Raw genomic sequence first — 16,949 nt, 5'->3', positions numbered from 1 at the left:
AAGGTTTTAATACACATGCGGCTTATTCCCCACGCGTTTGGCCTGGCAGCAGCAGCTCTTTTTGCTACCACCACCCTTTGCACGCCCTCCTTTGCAGCAGACCCCGCTCCCGCAGCTTCGGCCGCACCTGCAAAGCCAGCAGACCCCAACGCTGTGGTAGCCACCGTGAATGGTGAAAAAATCACGCTGTCTGATGTGCAGACGGCCATGATCTCTTTGCCACCGCAGATGCGCCAGCTTCCCCCGAACCTTATTTTCCCCATGCTGGTCAACCAGTTAGCAGATCAGAAAGCCATTCTGATTACGGCGCAGAAAGAAGGGTTGGACAAAAAGCCTGAAACCCAGCAGATGATGGTGAATGCTTCCAACACCGCATTGCAGAATGCGTGGTTGTCTGAGCAGGTTATGCCACACCTGAATGATGATGCCATTAAGCAGTATTATGATCAGAATTACGCAGGCAAGCCAGCCGAAAAAGAAGTGCATGCCCGCCATATTCTGGTGAAAACCGAAGCAGAAGCTAATGATGTTATCAAGAAGCTGAAGGCTGGCGCAGATTTTGGTAAATTGGCCGCAGAAGTTTCTACCGACAAGGGCAGCGCCCAGCAAAACGGTGGTGATCTGGGCTGGTTCAAGAAAACAGACATGATCCCGGCCTTCTCTGATGCTGCATTCGCCATGAAAAAAGGTGAAATCAGCAGCACTCCGGTAAAAAGCCAGTATGGCTACCATGTCATTCAGGTGCTGGACACACGCACAGACCCGGTTCCCACACTGGATTCTGTACGGGACAAAATCCGTCAGGCTCTTATCCAGAAATATGTACGTGAAGCTGTGGATAAAGCCACCAATCAGGTTAAAATCGTGCGTTTTGACCCCAATACCGGCAAGCCGCTAGCTGATGCACCAGCACCGGCTACCGCACCCAAGAAATAAAACCATTAAACCGCAAACCTCGCCCTTAGATATGCAGGGCGAGGTTTTTGCACAGATACCCTTTAAGGATACCGCCAGATGGCGCAGACAATCCCCGTTTCCCCCCTGGCCCTGCCAATGCCGGAACTTGGTGTTGTGCGTGGGATTCGCCTTGGCGCTATTGCAGCTGGTATTCGTTATAAAGGCCGCACAGATCTGGTTCTGGCTGAAATGGCCCCCGGCACCACAGTTGCGGGCGTATTTACCAAATCCAAATGCCCCGGCGCACCTGTAGATTGGTGCCGTGCTATTCTGCCCAAAGGGGAGGCCCGCGCATTGGTTGTAAATGCCGGGAACGCCAACGTATTTACTGGCCAAGCCGGACGCAAAACATGTGAAGCCACAGCAGAAGCCGCAGCCAAACTGGCAGGCTGTTCTGCCAAAAATGTTTATTTAGCTTCTACCGGTGTTATTGGGGAAATTCTGCCTGCTGAGCGCATCACCTCTGCGCTTCCAGCACTGCATACCGCCCTTTCAGAAAACGGGTGGGAAGATGCCGCACGCGGGATCATGACCACGGATACCTTTCCCAAAGTGGCCGTGCGCAAGGCCACACTCAAAGGCACGGAAGTTATTATTCAAGGTATCGCCAAAGGCAGTGGCATGATCGCGCCAGACATGGCCACCATGCTTGCCTTTGTTGCAACCGATGCAAAGCTGCCTGCATCTGTGCTGCAAACCCTGTTGATTGCAGGTATCCAAAAAACCTTCAATTGCATTACGGTGGACTCGGACACCTCAACGTCTGACATGGTGCTGCTGTTTGCAACCGGGGCCGCGCAGAATCTTGATATTGCCGCCACCACAGATGCTCTAACAAACCCAGAACTGGCTGATTTCCGCACCGCGTTGAACGCCGTTCTGCATGATCTCGCCCTGCTGGTTATTCGGGATGGTGAGGGCATTACCAAGCTGATGAGCATTCAGGTCAGCGGCGCTGTATCCGATCAATCTGCATGGCGTGTTGCCATGGCTATTGGCAATTCCCCACTGGTAAAAACCGCCGTAGCAGGGGAAGATGCCAACTGGGGCCGCATTGTGATGGCTGTTGGCAAATGTGGGGAACCCGCAGACCGCGATACGCTTTCTGTCTCTATTGGTGGTGTCTGCATTGCCCGTAATGGCACCGTTGTAGAGGGATATGACGAAACCCCCGTGGTGGCGCATATGAAAGGGCAGGAAATCGATATTGCAGTTGATCTTGGCCTTGGCACAGGCACCGCTCAGGTTTGGAGCTGCGATCTGACCCACGGCTATATTGATATCAACGGATCTTACCGCAGCTAAGCGCCACTATCTGCCCCAACTGTTTATTTACTTATCTTTCCTGCGGAGCAGGCCCTTATGTCCAATTCGGCACCGCCCCCTGGCTGGGGGGCTCCTTCTGGCGATTTTTATGGAATGCAGCCCGGCACGCCCGCTCCTGTATGGATTTACGCTGGCTTCTGGTGGCGGGTATGGGCCTTTCTGATTGATGGCATTATTCTTGGGGCCATAGAAACCGTTCTGGGGTTTTTTGTTGCACCCAATGTCACTGTTAATTGGCAGGAACTTCCCCTTGATGGCTCTGGGCAAAGCATGAATGTGGTGGATGTTGCCTCCTTCGTGCAGCCTGAAAATATCTCCGTTCTTATTCCGCACATTCACACAGGGCCTTGGCCACTCGCCAGTCTGCTGCTCGCCCTTATTCCGGCAATCTATTACGTGTTATTTGAGGCATCTTCCCTCCGTGGCACACCCGGCAAACGGGTATGCCGGTTGGAAGTCGTCACACTTTCAGGCGGGCAGATCAGCTTGGCGCAGGCTATTCTGCGCTTTGTCATTAAGGCGTTTATTTCTTTCCCACTGCTGTATATCGGCGTCATTATGGTTGCGTTTACGCGGCGCAAGCAGGGGCTGCATGATCTTATAGCTGGCACATTGGTTATCCGGGCAGAAACACAGCAAGTTGCGCCCTTCCAACCACACCGGTAGTTTATCCACTCCCTTCTGAACAACTGCTATCAGCACGCATCATCTTGATACCGCCCAATTTGCCTCCTACCCTAGAGGCAGACTGGGCATGGCTGTTGCTTGCGTGCCCTTGGATATTTTTACCCGTTCAGCAAAGGATGCAGCGCCCCCATGGCGGCCAATAGTCCGGATCAGAGTCTATCCTTTTCACCCTCTCCGCCTCAGTCGCCTTCCTTGGCTGCATGGCTTTGTCGGCTTTTTTGCCTGTTTGCGTTGGGATTGGGGTTTCTTTTCCCTGTTACGCATGCGCGTGCGGATACGGCAGCAACTGTTCCTCAAACCACCGGTTTGACACAACAGGACGCGCAGCAGTTACTGAACGTTCTGAACGATCCGCAAAAGCGGGAAGATTTTTCTAAAACCCTTTCCCTTATGGCCAAGGGCTTACCTGCCGCCACACCTAAAGCGGCACCTGCCCCAGCGGCTGCCAAACCACAGGCAGATAACGCTGTTATAGACAGCGATGTCCATTCAGAATTGGATACTCTGCAAAGTTCGATTCATGGCTACCTGAACAATTTTACCAGTCTTTTTAAAGATTTGAGTATTGTTGGCCCGTGGTTCAAAAACGAAATCCGCAACCCGGCCTCTCGGCAGACCCTGATTGATGCGTTTAGCCGTGCCCTGCTGATTATTGGCCTTGCTCTGGTTCTGGAACGCGCCACCAGCATTGCAATGCGCAAACCGCTGAACTCTGTAACGCAACATGCAGAAAACCGAGAAAAGCGGCTAGAGGCCTCTGCCGAATCTGCTGCCGCAGCTGATAGTAGCGATGCCGCAGCAGCAAATGATGCGAATACCACCCAAACGCGTGAAAATGACCAGCGGCGTGGCACCGAAGTTTTACGCTATTTAGTTCGCGTACCGTATAATGCACTGCACTTCCTTATCAAACTTCTGCCTGTTGGGGTGTGCCTGCTTGTTGGTTATTTGGGCGCAGAATTTTTAACCACCACAGCGCAAGCTCATACTGTTTCTCTCACCCTTATTAACGCTTACGCCATTGCGCGTGGGCTATATCTGGTTGTGGAAACAACATTGGCACCCCGCTCCTACGCTATCCGCCTTATTCCTGCATCGGATGAAACGGCACGCCTGCTCACACGCTGGTGGAACGTGCTGGTGGCTGCCCCTTCCATTGTGATCTGCCTATCTACCTTGGGGAGTGAGTTTGATCTCAGCCCTCGCGGTGTAGATGCCATGCAACGTGCTGTGGTGCTGATCCAGCATCTAATTATTGCAGCCTTTATCTGGCGGCTCCGCCATATTGTGGCACGGGCCCTGCAACCCTCCCCCAACATGCGTAAAAATGCCCTCTGGGCTTTTGCCGGCACGCTGGCGCATGTGTGGTGGGTGCCCGTGATGTTCCTGGACATGGCGCTGTGGTTTGTCTGGGCCGCACATCTTAAAGGAGGCTATCAGTGGATCCTGCGCGGAACACTGTTGACCTTCCTCTGCCTGGTGCTTTCCCGCGTTATTGCCCTGTTGGCTTATGGTTTGCAGGATAAGCTATTCCGTATCAGCCCCACGTTGGAAGCCAGTTATCCGGGCATGCAAAAGCGCGCGGATTTCTATTACCCGTTCGTGCGCCGGATTATTACCATTGCCATTATTTTTATTACCGCCATCTGTCTGGCACAAAGCTGGAGCATTCCCAGCTTCCGCTTCTTCTTTAGTTCTGCGCTGGGTGAACGTCTGATTGGTGCCGCCATCTGCCTGCTTATCGGCATGACAGTTGCTGCTGTTGCATGGGAGGTCGTAAACGGCCTGCTGGAAAAACAGATTACCCGTTACACATCCAGCGCACAGGCTGCGCGCGCGGCACGCTTGCGCACTGTGCTGCCTATTATCCGTACCGTTTTGCTGGCCGTTATTATCATTTTTGTAACAGTCACCACGCTGTCTCAGATTGGTATTAACGTTACCCCCCTGCTCACAGGCGCTGGTATTTTGGGGGTTGGTCTTTCCTTTGGTTCACAGAGTCTGGTTAAAGACGTTATCACCGGCTTCTTCATGCTGGCAGAAGATGCCATTCAGGTAGGCGATTGGGTAACTACCGGCGGGATTGCTGGTATTGTTGAGCATCTTTCCATCCGTACATTGCGCGTTCGCTCTGTGGATGGTGACTTGCATATTATCCCCTTCTCATCCGTAACCTCCATTGCCAATACTGCCCGTGGGTTTAACCAGGTTATTGTGCATCAGACGGTGGATCTGACCGAAAGCAGCGAACGAGTTGCCAAGATCATGCAGGACACCGTTCAGGAAATGCGCAAGGAAGACGCTTACAAGAACATCATCTTGTCTGACTACGTTGATCTGGGTGTTGATAGTTCGGACGGAAACGGCGCTGTGCTGGTTGGCTCCATCAAAACCGCACCTATGATGAAGTGGAAAGTGCAGCGCGAATTTTACCGCCGCATTGCAAACCGCATGGCTGCTCAGGGCGTAAAATTCTATACCCCAACATCCTACTCCACCACGCCGCCTGGCACCCCGGTCCATTTGGCAATGGATACAATGCCGCCAGAACTGCTTGAAAAAATTAACCAACGGGCCGCTCAGGTGCAGGAAGAAGCCAAATCTTCTGCTCCAGAAGCACCGCCTGCAGCAAAAGAACCACCACATGCCTGAAACAGGGTTGAACCTTTCAGGGGGGACAGCCCCTCTTGATTGTATTGAAAAACCGCTGGCGCAGGAGGGCTTCGCCTTCCTGCAAGCAGCAAGTATGCGCCCCATCCTGCAAGGTTTTGGGTTAGCTGATTGGGACCAGTTTGCCGCAAGCTGGAATGATCTGGGGTGTGACCGGTATATGGCGGATGGCGGGCGCTATCGCCGCCGCCGCTATGCCACGTTCTCACTTTCTGATCAGGAAATTCTGCGTAAACCACATCAACCCCATTACCAGAGCCGTGATTACAATACGCTGAATGGGGGGATTGAACGTTGGTTTCAACCGGTATTACCAGAAATTGGTAAGAACCCGGCTTTACTGTCCATTCTAAAACTTATGCACCAGCTGGCCGTGGATATGACGCCAGCCAAACAGCGCCCTCCGGCATGGCATGCAGAAATTCATCAGTTCCGAATTGAAGCCAGTAAAAATGCTGCCGGGCAACCCACGCCGGAAGGTTTGCACCGAGATGGCGTGGACTGGGTATGTGTTGTGATGATCCGCAGAGAAAATATTGCTCGCGGAGAAACATCCATTCACGATCTCAACCGCCAACGCGTGGGGGGCTTTACGCTCACCAACCCGCTGGATACAGCTTTTGTAAATGATAGCCGTGTGTATCATGGGGTTACCCCCGTACAGGCCGTAAACCCTGCCTTACCGGCTTATCGTGATGTGCTTGTTGTGACGCTTCGCCACGAGTAAAATAAAAAGGCCGGGGAACCGGCCTTTTTGTTAATACCCTGCGTAATAAATAGCGTGCAGCCCCAAAGCCAGACAAGAAAATACAAAAAACATGGCACCAGCCATCTGGCAGCATTCTTTAAAAGAAATGGTATTGTAAGCAGAAACTGCAGAAGCAGAAGAAACCACACTATTTTGCTGTTCTGCTTCGCTCATACCTGTGTCCTTTTCGTTTTATGCAATGCTGATTTGTTCATAGCACTTATCTGGCTACGATTGTCTCTTTCGTCAAGGGCCATAGGGTTGCCCCATTCCCTAAAATGGGGTGGACGCCACCCCTGCCCGGGGTTCACATAAGAAGAAATTCATTTGGAGTTTCAGACTTGAAACAGATTGCTTCGGCCCTTCTTGCCACCAGCCTCCTTGCCTCCCCCGTGTTTGCCCAAACCCCAGAGAAACCGGCTACAACAGAAAAAGCTGCACCAGCCCAGCCTTATTCCATTGCAAGTTTTATGGGTAAGTGGGCTGTCACAATGGTTATGGAACCCATTACCATTATGGGTAACCGCGCTGTTGGCCCCGCAGCACGCTTAATGGTTGTTGTACCGGACAACATTAGCAAAGTTGTAAAGCAAAACCACTTTGCCCTGGCGCGTAAATCCAACGAGGTATGGGAAGGACAGCAAGAAGACGTAACCGCTACGCTGACTCGTCTTTCAGAAAATACAGCTCAATTGGTTCTGGTTCAAAAAGATGGGCATAAAATGGAGATCCCACTTTACCGCGATGACGGCTGATATCTGAATTTCCGCCACTTTCCCCGCCCAAAATATAATGGGCAGGGAAAGATTTATCGGCCTGAATTACTTTTCTTCTGCAGGATTCCAATTTTTCAGGAACTCCTGCAAATCGGCATCTGGCTTGCCAATTTTCACTTGCAACGTCACATACAGATTACCTGCTGGGCGGGCCCCGTGCGCCTGCACGCCTTTGCCACGAAGCCGCAATACGGTGCCCGTATCTGAACCTGCAGGCACATTCATCTTCACCGTGCCTGTTGGGGTTGGCACCATGATAGCCCCACCCAGCACAGCGGTTTTAAGATCTACATCCAGATTTTCCCGCAGATCATTCCCTTCCCGCGTATATGTGGGATCAGACATCACGGTAACGGTAATAAGCGCATCTCCGTCTGGGCCACCTTGCACACCGGGGGCACCTTGCACACCGGGGGCACCTTTACCACGCAGACGCAACACTTTGCCGTCTTCTATCCCCGGAGGGATTGTCACATTCAGCGTGCTGCCTTCTGGCAAGGTAATACGAGATTTACCGCCGTTTACAGCGTCTAGAAAACTGACCTTAAGCGTATAGGATCGATCTTCCCCTTTACGTGGGCCAGAACGCCGCGCCCGGCCACCCCCACCAAACATGCCTCCAAACAGATCGCTCAGATCTTCTTCTGTAAAGCCGCTTGCACCACCGGGGCCGCCACTATAGCGGAAGCCACCCGCACCCCCGCCAAAATCGTTAAACCCGCCTCCGCCGCCAAAACCGGGGTGCCGTTCCTGCCCGGCAGCATCAATTTCACCGCGATCAAAACGTGCGCGCTTTTCTGGATCAGACAGTAGATCATTAGCCTGATTAACGGCTTTGAATTGTTCTTCGGCCTTTTTATCATCAGGGTTCAGGTCGGGATGGTATTTTTTGGCTAATTTACGATAGGCCTTGCGCACATCATCTTGGCTGGCACTTTTAGAAATACCTAGCACGTCATACGGATCACGCACGCTCATGCGGCACCTCCCTGCTGAGCAGGGCGGGAATCGGAAAAATTATCCGTATCCAGCAAACTCATAAGCAGAGCAATCACAACATCACGGGAATACCCGGCCTGTTCTGCCTCTTTCACAAAAGCTTCCAGACGGGGTTTAAGATATGCCTCCGCCGTTAAATTGTTCATAAATCACTTTCTCCATATCCCTGAAGGCCGCATAAAAGAGCATGCGCATGCCCACAGTTTTTTCATGACATTACTTATAATAATGGGAACGCTCAAAGGCACGGTCAATGGATGCCCGGCACCATATGAATAGCTGATACCCATATATCCCGCAGCCGCTAAAAGTAAGGCGTGGCATCTGGCGCTCATACTCTTTATAAAGCCCAGAATGTAAGATAACGGCATAAACACACTTTGCTAACGTTTATGCCGCAAACCAGAATGATGGAGAAACCGGCTATGGCTGACAAACCGCGCTTTTTTGATGATCTTGCCGGCGTGGCCGGTGGAGCTTTTTCCGCCCTTACAGGTGTGCGCGAAGAAATTAACGCTATTGTTCGCAGCCGTGTAGATGAAGTGTTGACTGGCCTACAGGTTGTGCGCCGTGAAGAATTTGAAGTGATGCGTGACCTAGCCGCCCAGGCGCGGATTGGCCAGGAAGATGCCGAACGCCGCTTGGCTGCGTTGGAAGAACGCGTAACGGCTCTGGAACACAAGCTGGCCCATAACAACAACGATCATGGGCACCAGCACCACGGCTGAAGCCGCACTTCCCCTTAAATATTCTTTTCTGCCTTCCCGCAGGCACGGAGCACCCCCATGCCAGCATTGACCTCTGAAGCATCCTCCATGCTCACCAACCCGCTTGATCTCATGGAACAGGTAATTGGTGGGCATGGCTGGACATTTGAACGCTGCACCCCAACGGAAATGGCAGCAGAAGCCCCTTCCCGCTGGTGTGATTACGGGCTGTTTTTTTCATGGTCAGCCGAACTGGGCGCTATTCTGTTTACCTGTGCGTTTGATCTTAAGGCAGCCCCCACACAGCACCCCGATCTGTACGAACTGATCGGGCTAGCGAATGAGCAGATATGGGTTGGCCATTTCAGCCTGGATACAGAAGACGGCGTTCTGCTCTTTCGCCATGCTCTGCTGTTGCGCGGTACACCATCCGTTACCGATGTATTCGAAGATATGATCGACATTGCATTGGCTGAATGCGAACGTTTTTACCCTGCTTTTCGTTTTTTTCTGCACGCAGGGTTGGATGCCAAAACGGCACTCGCAACAGCCATGATTGATTGTCAGGGAGAAGCATAATGACAAACACCCCCCTCCTGCCCTCCATCCTTCTCGTCGGTTGCGGTAAAATGGGTGGTGCCATGTTGGAAGGCTGGCTAGCGCATGGGTTAGCCCCTTCTGTAGTTATAGACCGGCACCTGGCAGAGCTTCCTGCTCCCCACCGTGTTGTGCGCTCTCTAGAGGCCATTCCGGCAGATTTTGCGCCAGATATTATTCTGGTTGCCGTCAAACCCCAAAAAGCCAATGGCGTTCTGGCAGAACTGGCCCAACACTTCCCTAACGCCACACTGCTTTCCGTTATGGCTGGCCGCACCATTGCCAGCCTACTGGCAGCTTATCGGGAAGGGAACACTTCGGCCTCTCCTATTATTATCAGAAGTATGCCCAACACTCCCTCGGCTTTAGGTGCAGGCATGAGCGGGCTTTATGCACCGCCCGAAGCCTCCGCAGAGCAGAAAAAGCAGTGTGATCAACTCCTCAGCGCTGTGGGTAAAACCGTATGGGTGGATCAGGAAGGGTTAATTGATTCCGTAGCCGCTATTTCTGGCAGCGGGCCTGCTTATGTTTTTCTTCTAGCTGAACTGCTAGAACAGGCTGGCATAGAACAAGGGTTGGACGCACCAACCGCCCGTGCGCTGGCGCGCGGCACCATTTATGGTGCGGGGCAGATGTTGCATCAGCTTCCCACAGATGCCGCAGAGTTACGCCGGAACGTTACAAGCCCCGGTGGCACTACAGAAGCCGCATTGAAAGTTCTGATGGCCTCCGATGCATGGCCACAGGCCGTTTCAACCGCCATTGCTGCTGCCGTTAAGCGCGCCAAGGAACTTGCATCCTGATTTTTGCCTTTATGCCCATTGATTATATTTTCTCTTTCTTCTCGCGCAGGTTTTTAAATGGACAATGATGATTTTGATGCAGCGCTGGTTTCATCAGCTCTAACACTTTCTGCAGAACGTGGTTGGTCGCACATTTCTGTATTGGATGCCGCGCGTGATGCAGGCCTTTCCCTGCGTGAGGCGCGGCAGCGCTTTCCGCTTAAGGCTTCCATCTTGCTTCGTCTTGGGCGCATGGCGGATGATGTCGCGTTGGCTGATGACACAGTAAGCGGCAACACCCGTGAACGCCTGTTTGACCTGTTGATGCGCCGGCTGGATGTATTCCAGCAATACCGTGAAGGCCTCAGTTCTGTGCTGCGTAGCCTGCCGATGGATCCTCCCCTAGCTATCATTCTAGGTGGTGCCACGCTTGAAAGCATGCGCTGGATGGCAGATGCCGCAGGCATTAGCGCCAACGGGCTAGGCGGATTTGTACGCGTGAACATGATTGTGGGCATATGGGCCCACACTTTGCGTGCATGGGAAAAAGATGACAGCCCCGATATGGGCAGCACCATGGCGGCTCTGGATCTGGCGTTAGACAAAGCTGGCCGTTTTGGCCTCTTTCCCGCAGGTGATGAAGCGGCCTCTCTGGATGACGGATTGCCAGATCTGGAGGCTCTTCCGGATGCAGATTCTAGCTTTGCAGAAGGCCATTAATTTTTTTCTTCTGACAAAGATATGAAAAACAGACTTTACGAAAGCTGTCAGTTTGCCTTAAAAGAGCGGCACTGGCAGCTTAATGCTGATGGGGCGTAGCCAAGCGGTAAGGCAGCGGATTTTGATTCCGCCATGCGGAGGTTCGAATCCTCCCGCCCCAGCCAGAACCTAATCTCTTTAAAAAATATTCGTGTTTTTATTTTTATAAAAATTAAATGAATATATTCACCCGCAATGTATTGTTGAAATTTGTATTTTATAGAAATAATCATAAATAAATTCTATATTTATTTATATGACTTTAACATTCACCATACTTTCAGAATACTTTATCATGAAATGTAAAACTATTCTGAATAAGTTTTCTGATACTCACACTTACTCTTGACGTTACGGAATATTCCTTTCTCTGATAGAAAACGCCATTAGTGCTTTTTCTTTTGCTCTATCAGACTGCCCCCGTTCTCATGACACCCCCTTCTGCGCCGCCTCCCTCGCTTTTGAAGCAACAGGGTATTCCTGCTGTTCTGGGAGGAAGAACACTTTCTGCCTTTGCATCTCAAGTACAGGCAGTAGCTGTAGGGTGGCAGGTTTATGCTCTTACCCATAGTGCAGCCGCATTGGGTTTTGTGGGGCTGGCACAATTTCTACCTATGGTGCTGTTTATATTCCCTGCCGGGCACGCAGCAGACCAGCATAACAGGCAACGTATTGTTATCTCGTGCCAGGTGATCGAGGCGCTTGCTACGGCGTTCATGGCGTATGCTTCATTCTCGCATCACCTCACCTCCCTCATGATTTACGGGCTTGTGGTGGTATTTGGCATCTGCCGCGCCTTTGAAGCACCCGCGCAGCAAACGTTTCTGCCTTCTCTGGTTCCTCCTGCACTCTTTCCACGTGCAGCGGCTCTTTCTTCCTCTCTGTTTCAGGTTGCCTGTATCGCTGGGCCATCTTTGGGCGGATTGCTATACGGTTTGGGCGCAGGGGTATGTTATGCATTGTGCGCGCTTAGCTTTGCTATTGCCGCATTTTGTACTTTTTCCATGAAATTGCAGTTTCCAACCCGCGCCAAACAGCCTGCAACCCTAGCCGCTGTTTTTGGCGGCATTGCTTTTCTACGCCGCAAGCCCACTATGCTAGGCGCTATTTCTCTAGATCTATTTGCTGTGCTGTTGGGCGGGGCGACAGCCATGCTTCCCATTTTTGCAAATGATATTTTGCATGCAGGCCCTTGGGGATTAGGCTTGCTGCGGGCTGCTCCTGGTATTGGTGCATTATTGGTGGCCGCTATTTTAGCCCGTCATCCTTTAGGGCGACATGCTGGATTGTGGATGTTTGCAGCCGTTGCCATTTTTGGTTTTGCCACCATTGCCTTTGGTTTTTCTCGCTCCATCGCCGTTTCAGTTATCATGTTGGCAATATTGGGCGGAGCGGATGTGATCAGCGTTATGGTACGCGGAGCACTGGTTCAATTAGGCACGCCAGATGAAATGCGTGGCCGCGTTTCTGCGGTGAATATGCTTTTTATTGGTTCATCCAACCAGTTGGGGGAATTTGAAAGCGGTATGCTGGCCGCTGCTATTGGCCCCATTCCTGCCGTTGTATTAGGCGGTATTGGCACATTATGCATTAGTGGAATCTGGATGATGCTGTTTCCCGGCCTGCGCAAACTGGATAGGCTGGAAGACATTACCCCAGAGCATTCCTGATAAAAAAAGCCTTACGGAACAATATCCGTAAGACTTTTTCCAAAGCTTATGCAGCTACCCGATTGTTCAGGCTTAAACAGCCTTTTTCAGATTCGGGCTTGCTTTAAAACGTACCGTTTTGCCAGCTTTGACCTTTACCTGCTCACCCGTGCGAGGGTTCAAGGCCTTACGAGCTTTGGTCTTACGCACTGTAAACGTTCCGAAAGAAGGAAGTGTAAAACCACCTTCACGCTTCAGTTCTTCTACAATCGCATCAATAAGGTCATTCGCTGCCTGATTGGCGGCAACGCCGGTGCAGTTGATCGAGTCCTGGATCACTGCTGCAATAAAGGCCTTGCTCATGAAGTACTAACTCCCTTTCAGACAGAACTGTATGCACAAGAATTATTTGGCTATCATGCCTATGCTTTAAGGGCTTGTAGTCACATTTTGATGAAAAAACCAACTTAAAAAATGCAGCATCTTTTAAATCCTTCCGATCCTGTCAGCAAAAACGGATCATGTGGCTTTTCAGACACAGGTTTACCGGTGGGGTCTGTATGTCTTTTTGCTGCATTCGCACCAGACGGTATTTTACCGATTTTTACACGGTTTTACCTAAAAAACATTTTGGATTGCGGTTTTATTCTGCATCTGGTTCTTTCTGGTGAAACCCCAATAGATAAAGAAACCATTGTTTTCTGTAAAAAAAATAATATTCACGTTTGGCAACGCCCTAACGGAGGAATGGACTTTGGAGCATGGCGTTTCTTGTTCCAAAAAAACGTTGCAGATCAAGCTCCTTACGTACTTTTAGCGAATGACAGTGTCTTCGGGCCATTTCGACCTCTTGCCGATGTAGTAAAACAAGCACACGCATATACGTTACCTGCTTGGGGGCTTGTTGCCTCCCGCCTTATCACACCACATTTGCAATCATGGTTTGTTGGGCTTTCGCGGCACACACTGCAAGCAGCACCAGTGCAGCGTGTTTTTTCCCTCCCATTTGAACAAATGAGTCGGAATGAAATTATCTGGCATGGGGAATTAGGGTTATCCGTTGCGCTGCAAGAGGCCGGAGTTCCTCTTCAGGCAGCCTGGAGCGATCTACAGTCACCTCTAGCTCGCTTTCTCCCCACCAACCCTATGCACACGCACTGGTATTCTGTTGCTGCTTCTGGGCAGGTGCCTTTTATCAAGCGGGAACTCTTACGGAACAACAGCTTCGCTATCTCGAACTTACACCGGTGGCCAGAGGTTATTCCCCCAGCGTCCGACTTTGATCGCCAATGGATCATGGATAGCTTTTGCAAAAACGAATCCAGATCAGCCCCTGCTGCCACAACAGCAAAAGGCCGAGCGCTTTATAACGTTATCAGCACAGCAGATAGCCTACGCTGGAAGATAGGCCATCTGAAACGTTCAACGCGTTAACCTGAGACTTGCGCCACTTCGTACAGCCATTTTTCCAGCTCTGCACTTTGCTGTTCAAATGTGGCAAGGGTCGCTTTATGAGGATTTACATAGTCCTGCATAAATCCGGGTGTATCCAAAAGGTTTTCCACCGCCATATGCAGGGTTTCTGGCCTGCCATCTATCGGAATAAGGGTGCCATTCACTCCATCCTCAATATCCTCCGCCTGACCACCCGGAGCGGTAGAGATTACCCATACATCGCGCGATAACGCTTCACGCACGGTCAGGCCATAGCTTTCCTTCCATTGCGAAGGAAACAGCAGCACATCAATGCTATTGAAAAAGTCGTCTATTGTCTCACGCGTATAGGCTGGAATTGTGGAAACACGCCCCTGTGTTTTCCATGCTCCTGTGTAAACAGATTTGATACCCAGATTCAGCTTGTTATCAACGATAACCAGTTCCCAATCATCTCGTTCCAGCGCTTCAAATGCGCGTTTTACAAGAGAGTATCCTTTTATTTCTTCTGTACCGCCTACGTAGCCAAAGCGTAGTTTTTGGCCGGGAAGACGTTGTGGATGAGAAGATTTGGGCCACAAAAAACCATTCCGGTTTACCCGAATTTTGTCTGCCGGAATTCCATTTGCAACAAAAAGTGCACGATGCTCGGCACTAGGGGTCAGCAATAGTGCGGCATGCTGCATGGCCGTTATCATCAATATCTGACGTTCCGCCAGATGACGTGCATGCGGCACACAAAGCTGGCACGTATGCAGATTGATTTTTTCCTGAAAGCAATAATGTCCATCGGCTTTCACCATGAACTGCCGCTCACATAACCACCATGCATCATGCAGTGTAATGACGTAAGGAATGTTTTTTTCCATACATACCCTTACACAACCTAGCCCCAACCCTTGTGTTGCATGAAAATGCACAATTGAAGGGCGGAATGCCTCCACCCACTTTTTAAAGGCTTGCGTGGCATCGGCATTATCCAACCCTGCTACGGCATCATGATCTGGGGGCGTGATAACACCCAAAATATCTGTGCCTTCCATACAATAGCGGATACTCGCCTTGCCGCGCTGCGCCAAAGGAGGGCGTGATGTAAACACGGCAACCTTTGTGTTTTCCTGCTGCTGAAGCCTGCGAGCCATTTCCTCTGCAACAAATGTTGCGCCGCCAAAAGAGCGTGGCTCGTAATAAATATTCGCACATAAAATGCGTAATTCTGATGACTTCTGAACTTCTGGCTTGCCGAACGCTGGCAAAACCTGATTTTTCACAATGGCTTCTGGGCTATAATGGTTCAGAACATCCTTACGGGCTTGATCGCCAAGTGTTTTTCGTAATGTGCTGTCAACGGCCAGCTTTAAAATGGCATCACACCATTCTGTATCGGTCTGTGCGACAAGCCCATTTTTACCATCCTGTACAATCTGCATAAACGCATCGCGCGGTGAGCAGACCACAGGCAAACTTAGAACAGAGGCTTCCAGAAATTTGATATTGCTTTTGGCATCATTGAAAATCGTAGGTTCTAATGGGGCAATCGTAATATCTGCCTGCGCCAACAATTGCATATAAGCTGCGTAATCTAACCCTATCTGGGTTTGCACTCGCCCACCCAACGCATCAAACTCTGATGGCAGAGTAAGATCTCCGATAATATGCAGTGTAAGGCGTGGGTCTGCTTGCATGGCTGCAAGAATACCTGCTGCCGCCAGCTTAAAATCTGCATCATGCGTACGTGTGCCAGAACCATACACAATGCGTATCTCGCGCTGCGTATCATGCTGGGGCACACCATTTTGCCGGATGTCCGCCACCACATCCAATGTCTGCTGATCCAGCGCGTTTTCTATAACAACGGTATGCTGAATGCCGGCTTTCTGCATAGCCTGCGCCAACACACGTGTAGAGGCAATGGCCTTATCGCAAGACAACAAACATCTACGAAAAAGCCGAACGCCAAACAGAAGCTCTTCTTGCTCCTGTTTGTCCAAAGTGGCCAAATTGCCATTCTGCTTATAATCTTCTGCAGAAAAGATAAGATCATCCACTTCCCACCAAGGGGAAAGCTCTAACCGCCTTGTTTCCTTAAGGAGTGTTTCAACCGCAGGAAAAGCGGGAACACGGTAAAAAATAACCTCTGTGCATACCTGAAGAGCTGAAAGAGCTTCTTCTGTTTCTCGCCAATCAACAACCTCTACAAGCCACCCTAAAGACCGTAGTTGCTCTTCTTTCTGCCAAACGCGATATTTGGCACATTGGCGCAGAGATAACTCTGCAATAATCAGAACCCGAGGCGTCAAATCTTTTAAGCGTTCCTTGCCAACATTTGCAGAATAAACCTGATTTATTTTTTCTTCATGCGTTAAAATACTTGTATTTTTCTTGTCCCCACCCTCAACAGTAGTACCCACTGTGGCGGGCTTACGTTCAAATAGACGTTCAGCTGCACGGCCAATGGATGAACGTGCCAAACGATGAGAGATACGAAACCGCACCCCTGCCACACCTTCATCCTGATAAATTTCTTGCAGCCTATGGTAAACGTCCGAGATTTTTCGGCCTGTTGGTAGCTGCCCTTTACTTAAATGCCGAACCACCCTTAACGGAGCCGTAAGACGCCAGGATAATGTATGCTGCCAGATACTAAGCTGACGTTGTGACTGTGAAAGTTCATGCCGAAGGTAAGAGGCTTCATGGACTATGCCATCCATGCGCATAGCCTGAATACGCATACTGGCCCGATAACTAGCGGTAAGGGCTTCTTCGGTAGATTGCTGCTTTTCTGGCGTGTCACACGGCAATTTAGAATACGCCATAAGCTTTAATTCTTTCACAATACTTTAGAAATATCACACAAT

At 50.7% G+C, this 16,949-nt stretch carries 17 protein-coding genes and 1 tRNA gene; 13 read left to right on the top strand and 5 right to left on the bottom strand.

Translation table 11 applies throughout. The features are described from left to right. Positions 1–15 precede the first annotated feature (15 nt). From FKW19_RS08445 to FKW19_RS08425, 5 genes are all read left to right on the top strand, one after another. Entirely contained in the window at positions 16–936 is a 921-nt protein-coding gene (locus FKW19_RS08445) for a peptidylprolyl isomerase (protein WP_089179981.1), read from the top strand. 78 nt (positions 937–1,014) lie between these two features. After that, the gene (gene argJ / locus FKW19_RS08440; RefSeq protein WP_089179811.1) at positions 1,015–2,262 is read left to right on the top strand and encodes a bifunctional glutamate N-acetyltransferase/amino-acid acetyltransferase ArgJ; all 1,248 of its coding nucleotides are present in this window, start codon (positions 1,015–1,017) and stop codon (positions 2,260–2,262) included. Between the two features lie 57 nt (positions 2,263–2,319). After that, on the top strand, positions 2,320–2,949 hold the full coding sequence (locus FKW19_RS08435; protein ID WP_006115654.1) for an RDD family protein: 630 nt from the start codon (positions 2,320–2,322) through the stop codon (positions 2,947–2,949). Positions 2,950–3,099: 150 nt separating this feature from the next. Further along, the gene (locus tag FKW19_RS08430; protein WP_039891599.1) at positions 3,100–5,622 is read left to right on the top strand and encodes a mechanosensitive ion channel family protein; all 2,523 of its coding nucleotides are present in this window, start codon (positions 3,100–3,102) and stop codon (positions 5,620–5,622) included. Then, positions 5,615–6,367: a 2OG-Fe dioxygenase family protein gene (locus tag FKW19_RS08425; RefSeq protein ID WP_089179812.1), complete on the top strand. Its 753-nt coding sequence runs from the start codon at positions 5,615–5,617 to the stop codon at positions 6,365–6,367. The genes FKW19_RS08430 and FKW19_RS08425 overlap by 8 nt, the downstream gene beginning before the upstream one ends. A gap of 30 nt (positions 6,368–6,397) precedes the next feature. On the opposite strand, the gene FKW19_RS15425 is transcribed toward FKW19_RS08425, so the two are convergent. After that, complete coding sequence (locus tag FKW19_RS15425) at positions 6,398–6,562, bottom strand: hypothetical protein (RefSeq protein WP_006115656.1); 165 nt, start codon at positions 6,560–6,562, stop codon at positions 6,398–6,400. Positions 6,563–6,729: 167 nt separating this feature from the next. On the opposite strand from FKW19_RS15425, the gene FKW19_RS08420 reads away from it, so the two are divergent. Next, complete coding sequence (locus FKW19_RS08420; RefSeq protein WP_089179813.1) at positions 6,730–7,143, top strand: hypothetical protein; 414 nt, start codon at positions 6,730–6,732, stop codon at positions 7,141–7,143. A 66-nt stretch (positions 7,144–7,209) separates the two neighbouring features. On the opposite strand, the gene FKW19_RS08415 is transcribed toward FKW19_RS08420, so the two are convergent. Then, positions 7,210–8,142, bottom strand: a complete 933-nt coding sequence (locus FKW19_RS08415) for a DnaJ C-terminal domain-containing protein (RefSeq protein WP_150150551.1) — start codon at positions 8,140–8,142, stop codon at positions 7,210–7,212. Further along, on the bottom strand, positions 8,139–8,309 hold the full coding sequence (locus FKW19_RS15420; RefSeq protein ID WP_162853384.1) for a hypothetical protein: 171 nt from the start codon (positions 8,307–8,309) through the stop codon (positions 8,139–8,141). Before FKW19_RS15420 ends, FKW19_RS08415 begins: the two co-directional genes overlap by 4 nt. 279 nt (positions 8,310–8,588) lie before the next feature. Between FKW19_RS15420 and FKW19_RS08410 the strand changes: the two genes are divergently transcribed. The 6 genes from FKW19_RS08410 to FKW19_RS08385 all read left to right on the top strand — a co-directional run bounded on the left by FKW19_RS08410 (position 8,589) and on the right by FKW19_RS08385 (position 12,678). Then, positions 8,589–8,891, top strand: a complete 303-nt coding sequence (locus tag FKW19_RS08410) for an accessory factor UbiK family protein (RefSeq protein WP_089179982.1) — start codon at positions 8,589–8,591, stop codon at positions 8,889–8,891. Between the two features lie 57 nt (positions 8,892–8,948). Beyond that, positions 8,949–9,449: a YbjN domain-containing protein gene (locus FKW19_RS08405; protein WP_035353015.1), complete on the top strand. Its 501-nt coding sequence runs from the start codon at positions 8,949–8,951 to the stop codon at positions 9,447–9,449. Continuing rightward, positions 9,449–10,270, top strand: a complete 822-nt coding sequence (proC, locus tag FKW19_RS08400; RefSeq protein WP_089179814.1) for a pyrroline-5-carboxylate reductase — start codon at positions 9,449–9,451, stop codon at positions 10,268–10,270. The genes FKW19_RS08405 and proC overlap by 1 nt, the downstream gene beginning before the upstream one ends. A 57-nt stretch (positions 10,271–10,327) precedes the next feature. After that, positions 10,328–10,969, top strand: a complete 642-nt coding sequence (locus FKW19_RS08395; protein ID WP_089179815.1) for a TetR family transcriptional regulator — start codon at positions 10,328–10,330, stop codon at positions 10,967–10,969. An 89-nt stretch (positions 10,970–11,058) separates the two neighbouring features. Beyond that, positions 11,059–11,133 (top strand) — tRNA-Gln (locus tag FKW19_RS08390). A 264-nt stretch (positions 11,134–11,397) separates the two neighbouring features. Then, positions 11,398–12,678 carry an MFS transporter gene (locus FKW19_RS08385; RefSeq protein ID WP_089179816.1) on the top strand — a complete coding sequence of 427 codons (1,281 nt, stop codon included), beginning with the start codon at positions 11,398–11,400 and terminating at the stop codon, positions 12,676–12,678. A gap of 72 nt (positions 12,679–12,750) precedes the next feature. Here FKW19_RS08385 and FKW19_RS08380 read toward each other — a convergent pair whose 3' ends face one another. Beyond that, positions 12,751–13,020, bottom strand: a complete 270-nt coding sequence (locus tag FKW19_RS08380; RefSeq protein WP_003623313.1) for an HU family DNA-binding protein — start codon at positions 13,018–13,020, stop codon at positions 12,751–12,753. A gap of 111 nt (positions 13,021–13,131) precedes the next feature. Between FKW19_RS08380 and FKW19_RS08375 the strand changes: the two genes are divergently transcribed. Beyond that, the gene (locus tag FKW19_RS08375; protein WP_089179817.1) at positions 13,132–14,091 is read left to right on the top strand and encodes a rhamnan synthesis F family protein; all 960 of its coding nucleotides are present in this window, start codon (positions 13,132–13,134) and stop codon (positions 14,089–14,091) included. Here the strand turns inward: FKW19_RS08375 and FKW19_RS08370 are convergent. Next, positions 14,088–16,907 carry a glycosyltransferase gene (locus FKW19_RS08370; protein ID WP_089179818.1) on the bottom strand — a complete coding sequence of 940 codons (2,820 nt, stop codon included), beginning with the start codon at positions 16,905–16,907 and terminating at the stop codon, positions 14,088–14,090. The two genes, FKW19_RS08375 and FKW19_RS08370, sit on opposite strands and share 4 nt — an antisense overlap. Between the last annotated feature and the right edge of the window lie 42 nt (positions 16,908–16,949).

Source organism: Acetobacter sp. DmW_125128, assembly GCF_008704325.1.
GTDB classification, from domain to species: domain Bacteria; phylum Pseudomonadota; class Alphaproteobacteria; order Acetobacterales; family Acetobacteraceae; genus Acetobacter; species Acetobacter oryzifermentans.
The sequence above is the reverse complement of the archived record's forward strand: the minus strand, read 5'-3'. Positions and strand labels throughout refer to the sequence as shown.

Coding starts and splice junctions, on each gene's coding strand:
- proC (WP_089179814.1), top strand. CDS start 9,449: ATGACAAACACCCCCCTCCTGCCCTCCATCCTTCTCGTCGGTTGCGGT.
- FKW19_RS08430 (WP_039891599.1), top strand. CDS start 3,100: ATGGCGGCCAATAGTCCGGATCAGAGTCTATCCTTTTCACCCTCTCCG.
- FKW19_RS08405 (WP_035353015.1), top strand. CDS start 8,949: ATGCCAGCATTGACCTCTGAAGCATCCTCCATGCTCACCAACCCGCTT.
- FKW19_RS08375 (WP_089179817.1), top strand. CDS start 13,132: ATGCAGCATCTTTTAAATCCTTCCGATCCTGTCAGCAAAAACGGATCA.
- FKW19_RS08445 (WP_089179981.1), top strand. CDS start 16: ATGCGGCTTATTCCCCACGCGTTTGGCCTGGCAGCAGCAGCTCTTTTT.
- FKW19_RS15420 (WP_162853384.1), bottom strand. CDS start 8,309: ATGAACAATTTAACGGCGGAGGCATATCTTAAACCCCGTCTGGAAGCT.
- FKW19_RS08425 (WP_089179812.1), top strand. CDS start 5,615: ATGCCTGAAACAGGGTTGAACCTTTCAGGGGGGACAGCCCCTCTTGAT.
- FKW19_RS08395 (WP_089179815.1), top strand. CDS start 10,328: ATGGACAATGATGATTTTGATGCAGCGCTGGTTTCATCAGCTCTAACA.
- argJ (WP_089179811.1), top strand. CDS start 1,015: ATGGCGCAGACAATCCCCGTTTCCCCCCTGGCCCTGCCAATGCCGGAA.
- FKW19_RS08410 (WP_089179982.1), top strand. CDS start 8,589: ATGGCTGACAAACCGCGCTTTTTTGATGATCTTGCCGGCGTGGCCGGT.
- FKW19_RS08435 (WP_006115654.1), top strand. CDS start 2,320: ATGTCCAATTCGGCACCGCCCCCTGGCTGGGGGGCTCCTTCTGGCGAT.
- FKW19_RS08370 (WP_089179818.1), bottom strand. CDS start 16,907: ATGGCGTATTCTAAATTGCCGTGTGACACGCCAGAAAAGCAGCAATCT.
- FKW19_RS15425 (WP_006115656.1), bottom strand. CDS start 6,562: ATGAGCGAAGCAGAACAGCAAAATAGTGTGGTTTCTTCTGCTTCTGCA.
- FKW19_RS08380 (WP_003623313.1), bottom strand. CDS start 13,020: ATGAGCAAGGCCTTTATTGCAGCAGTGATCCAGGACTCGATCAACTGC.
- FKW19_RS08415 (WP_150150551.1), bottom strand. CDS start 8,142: ATGAGCGTGCGTGATCCGTATGACGTGCTAGGTATTTCTAAAAGTGCC.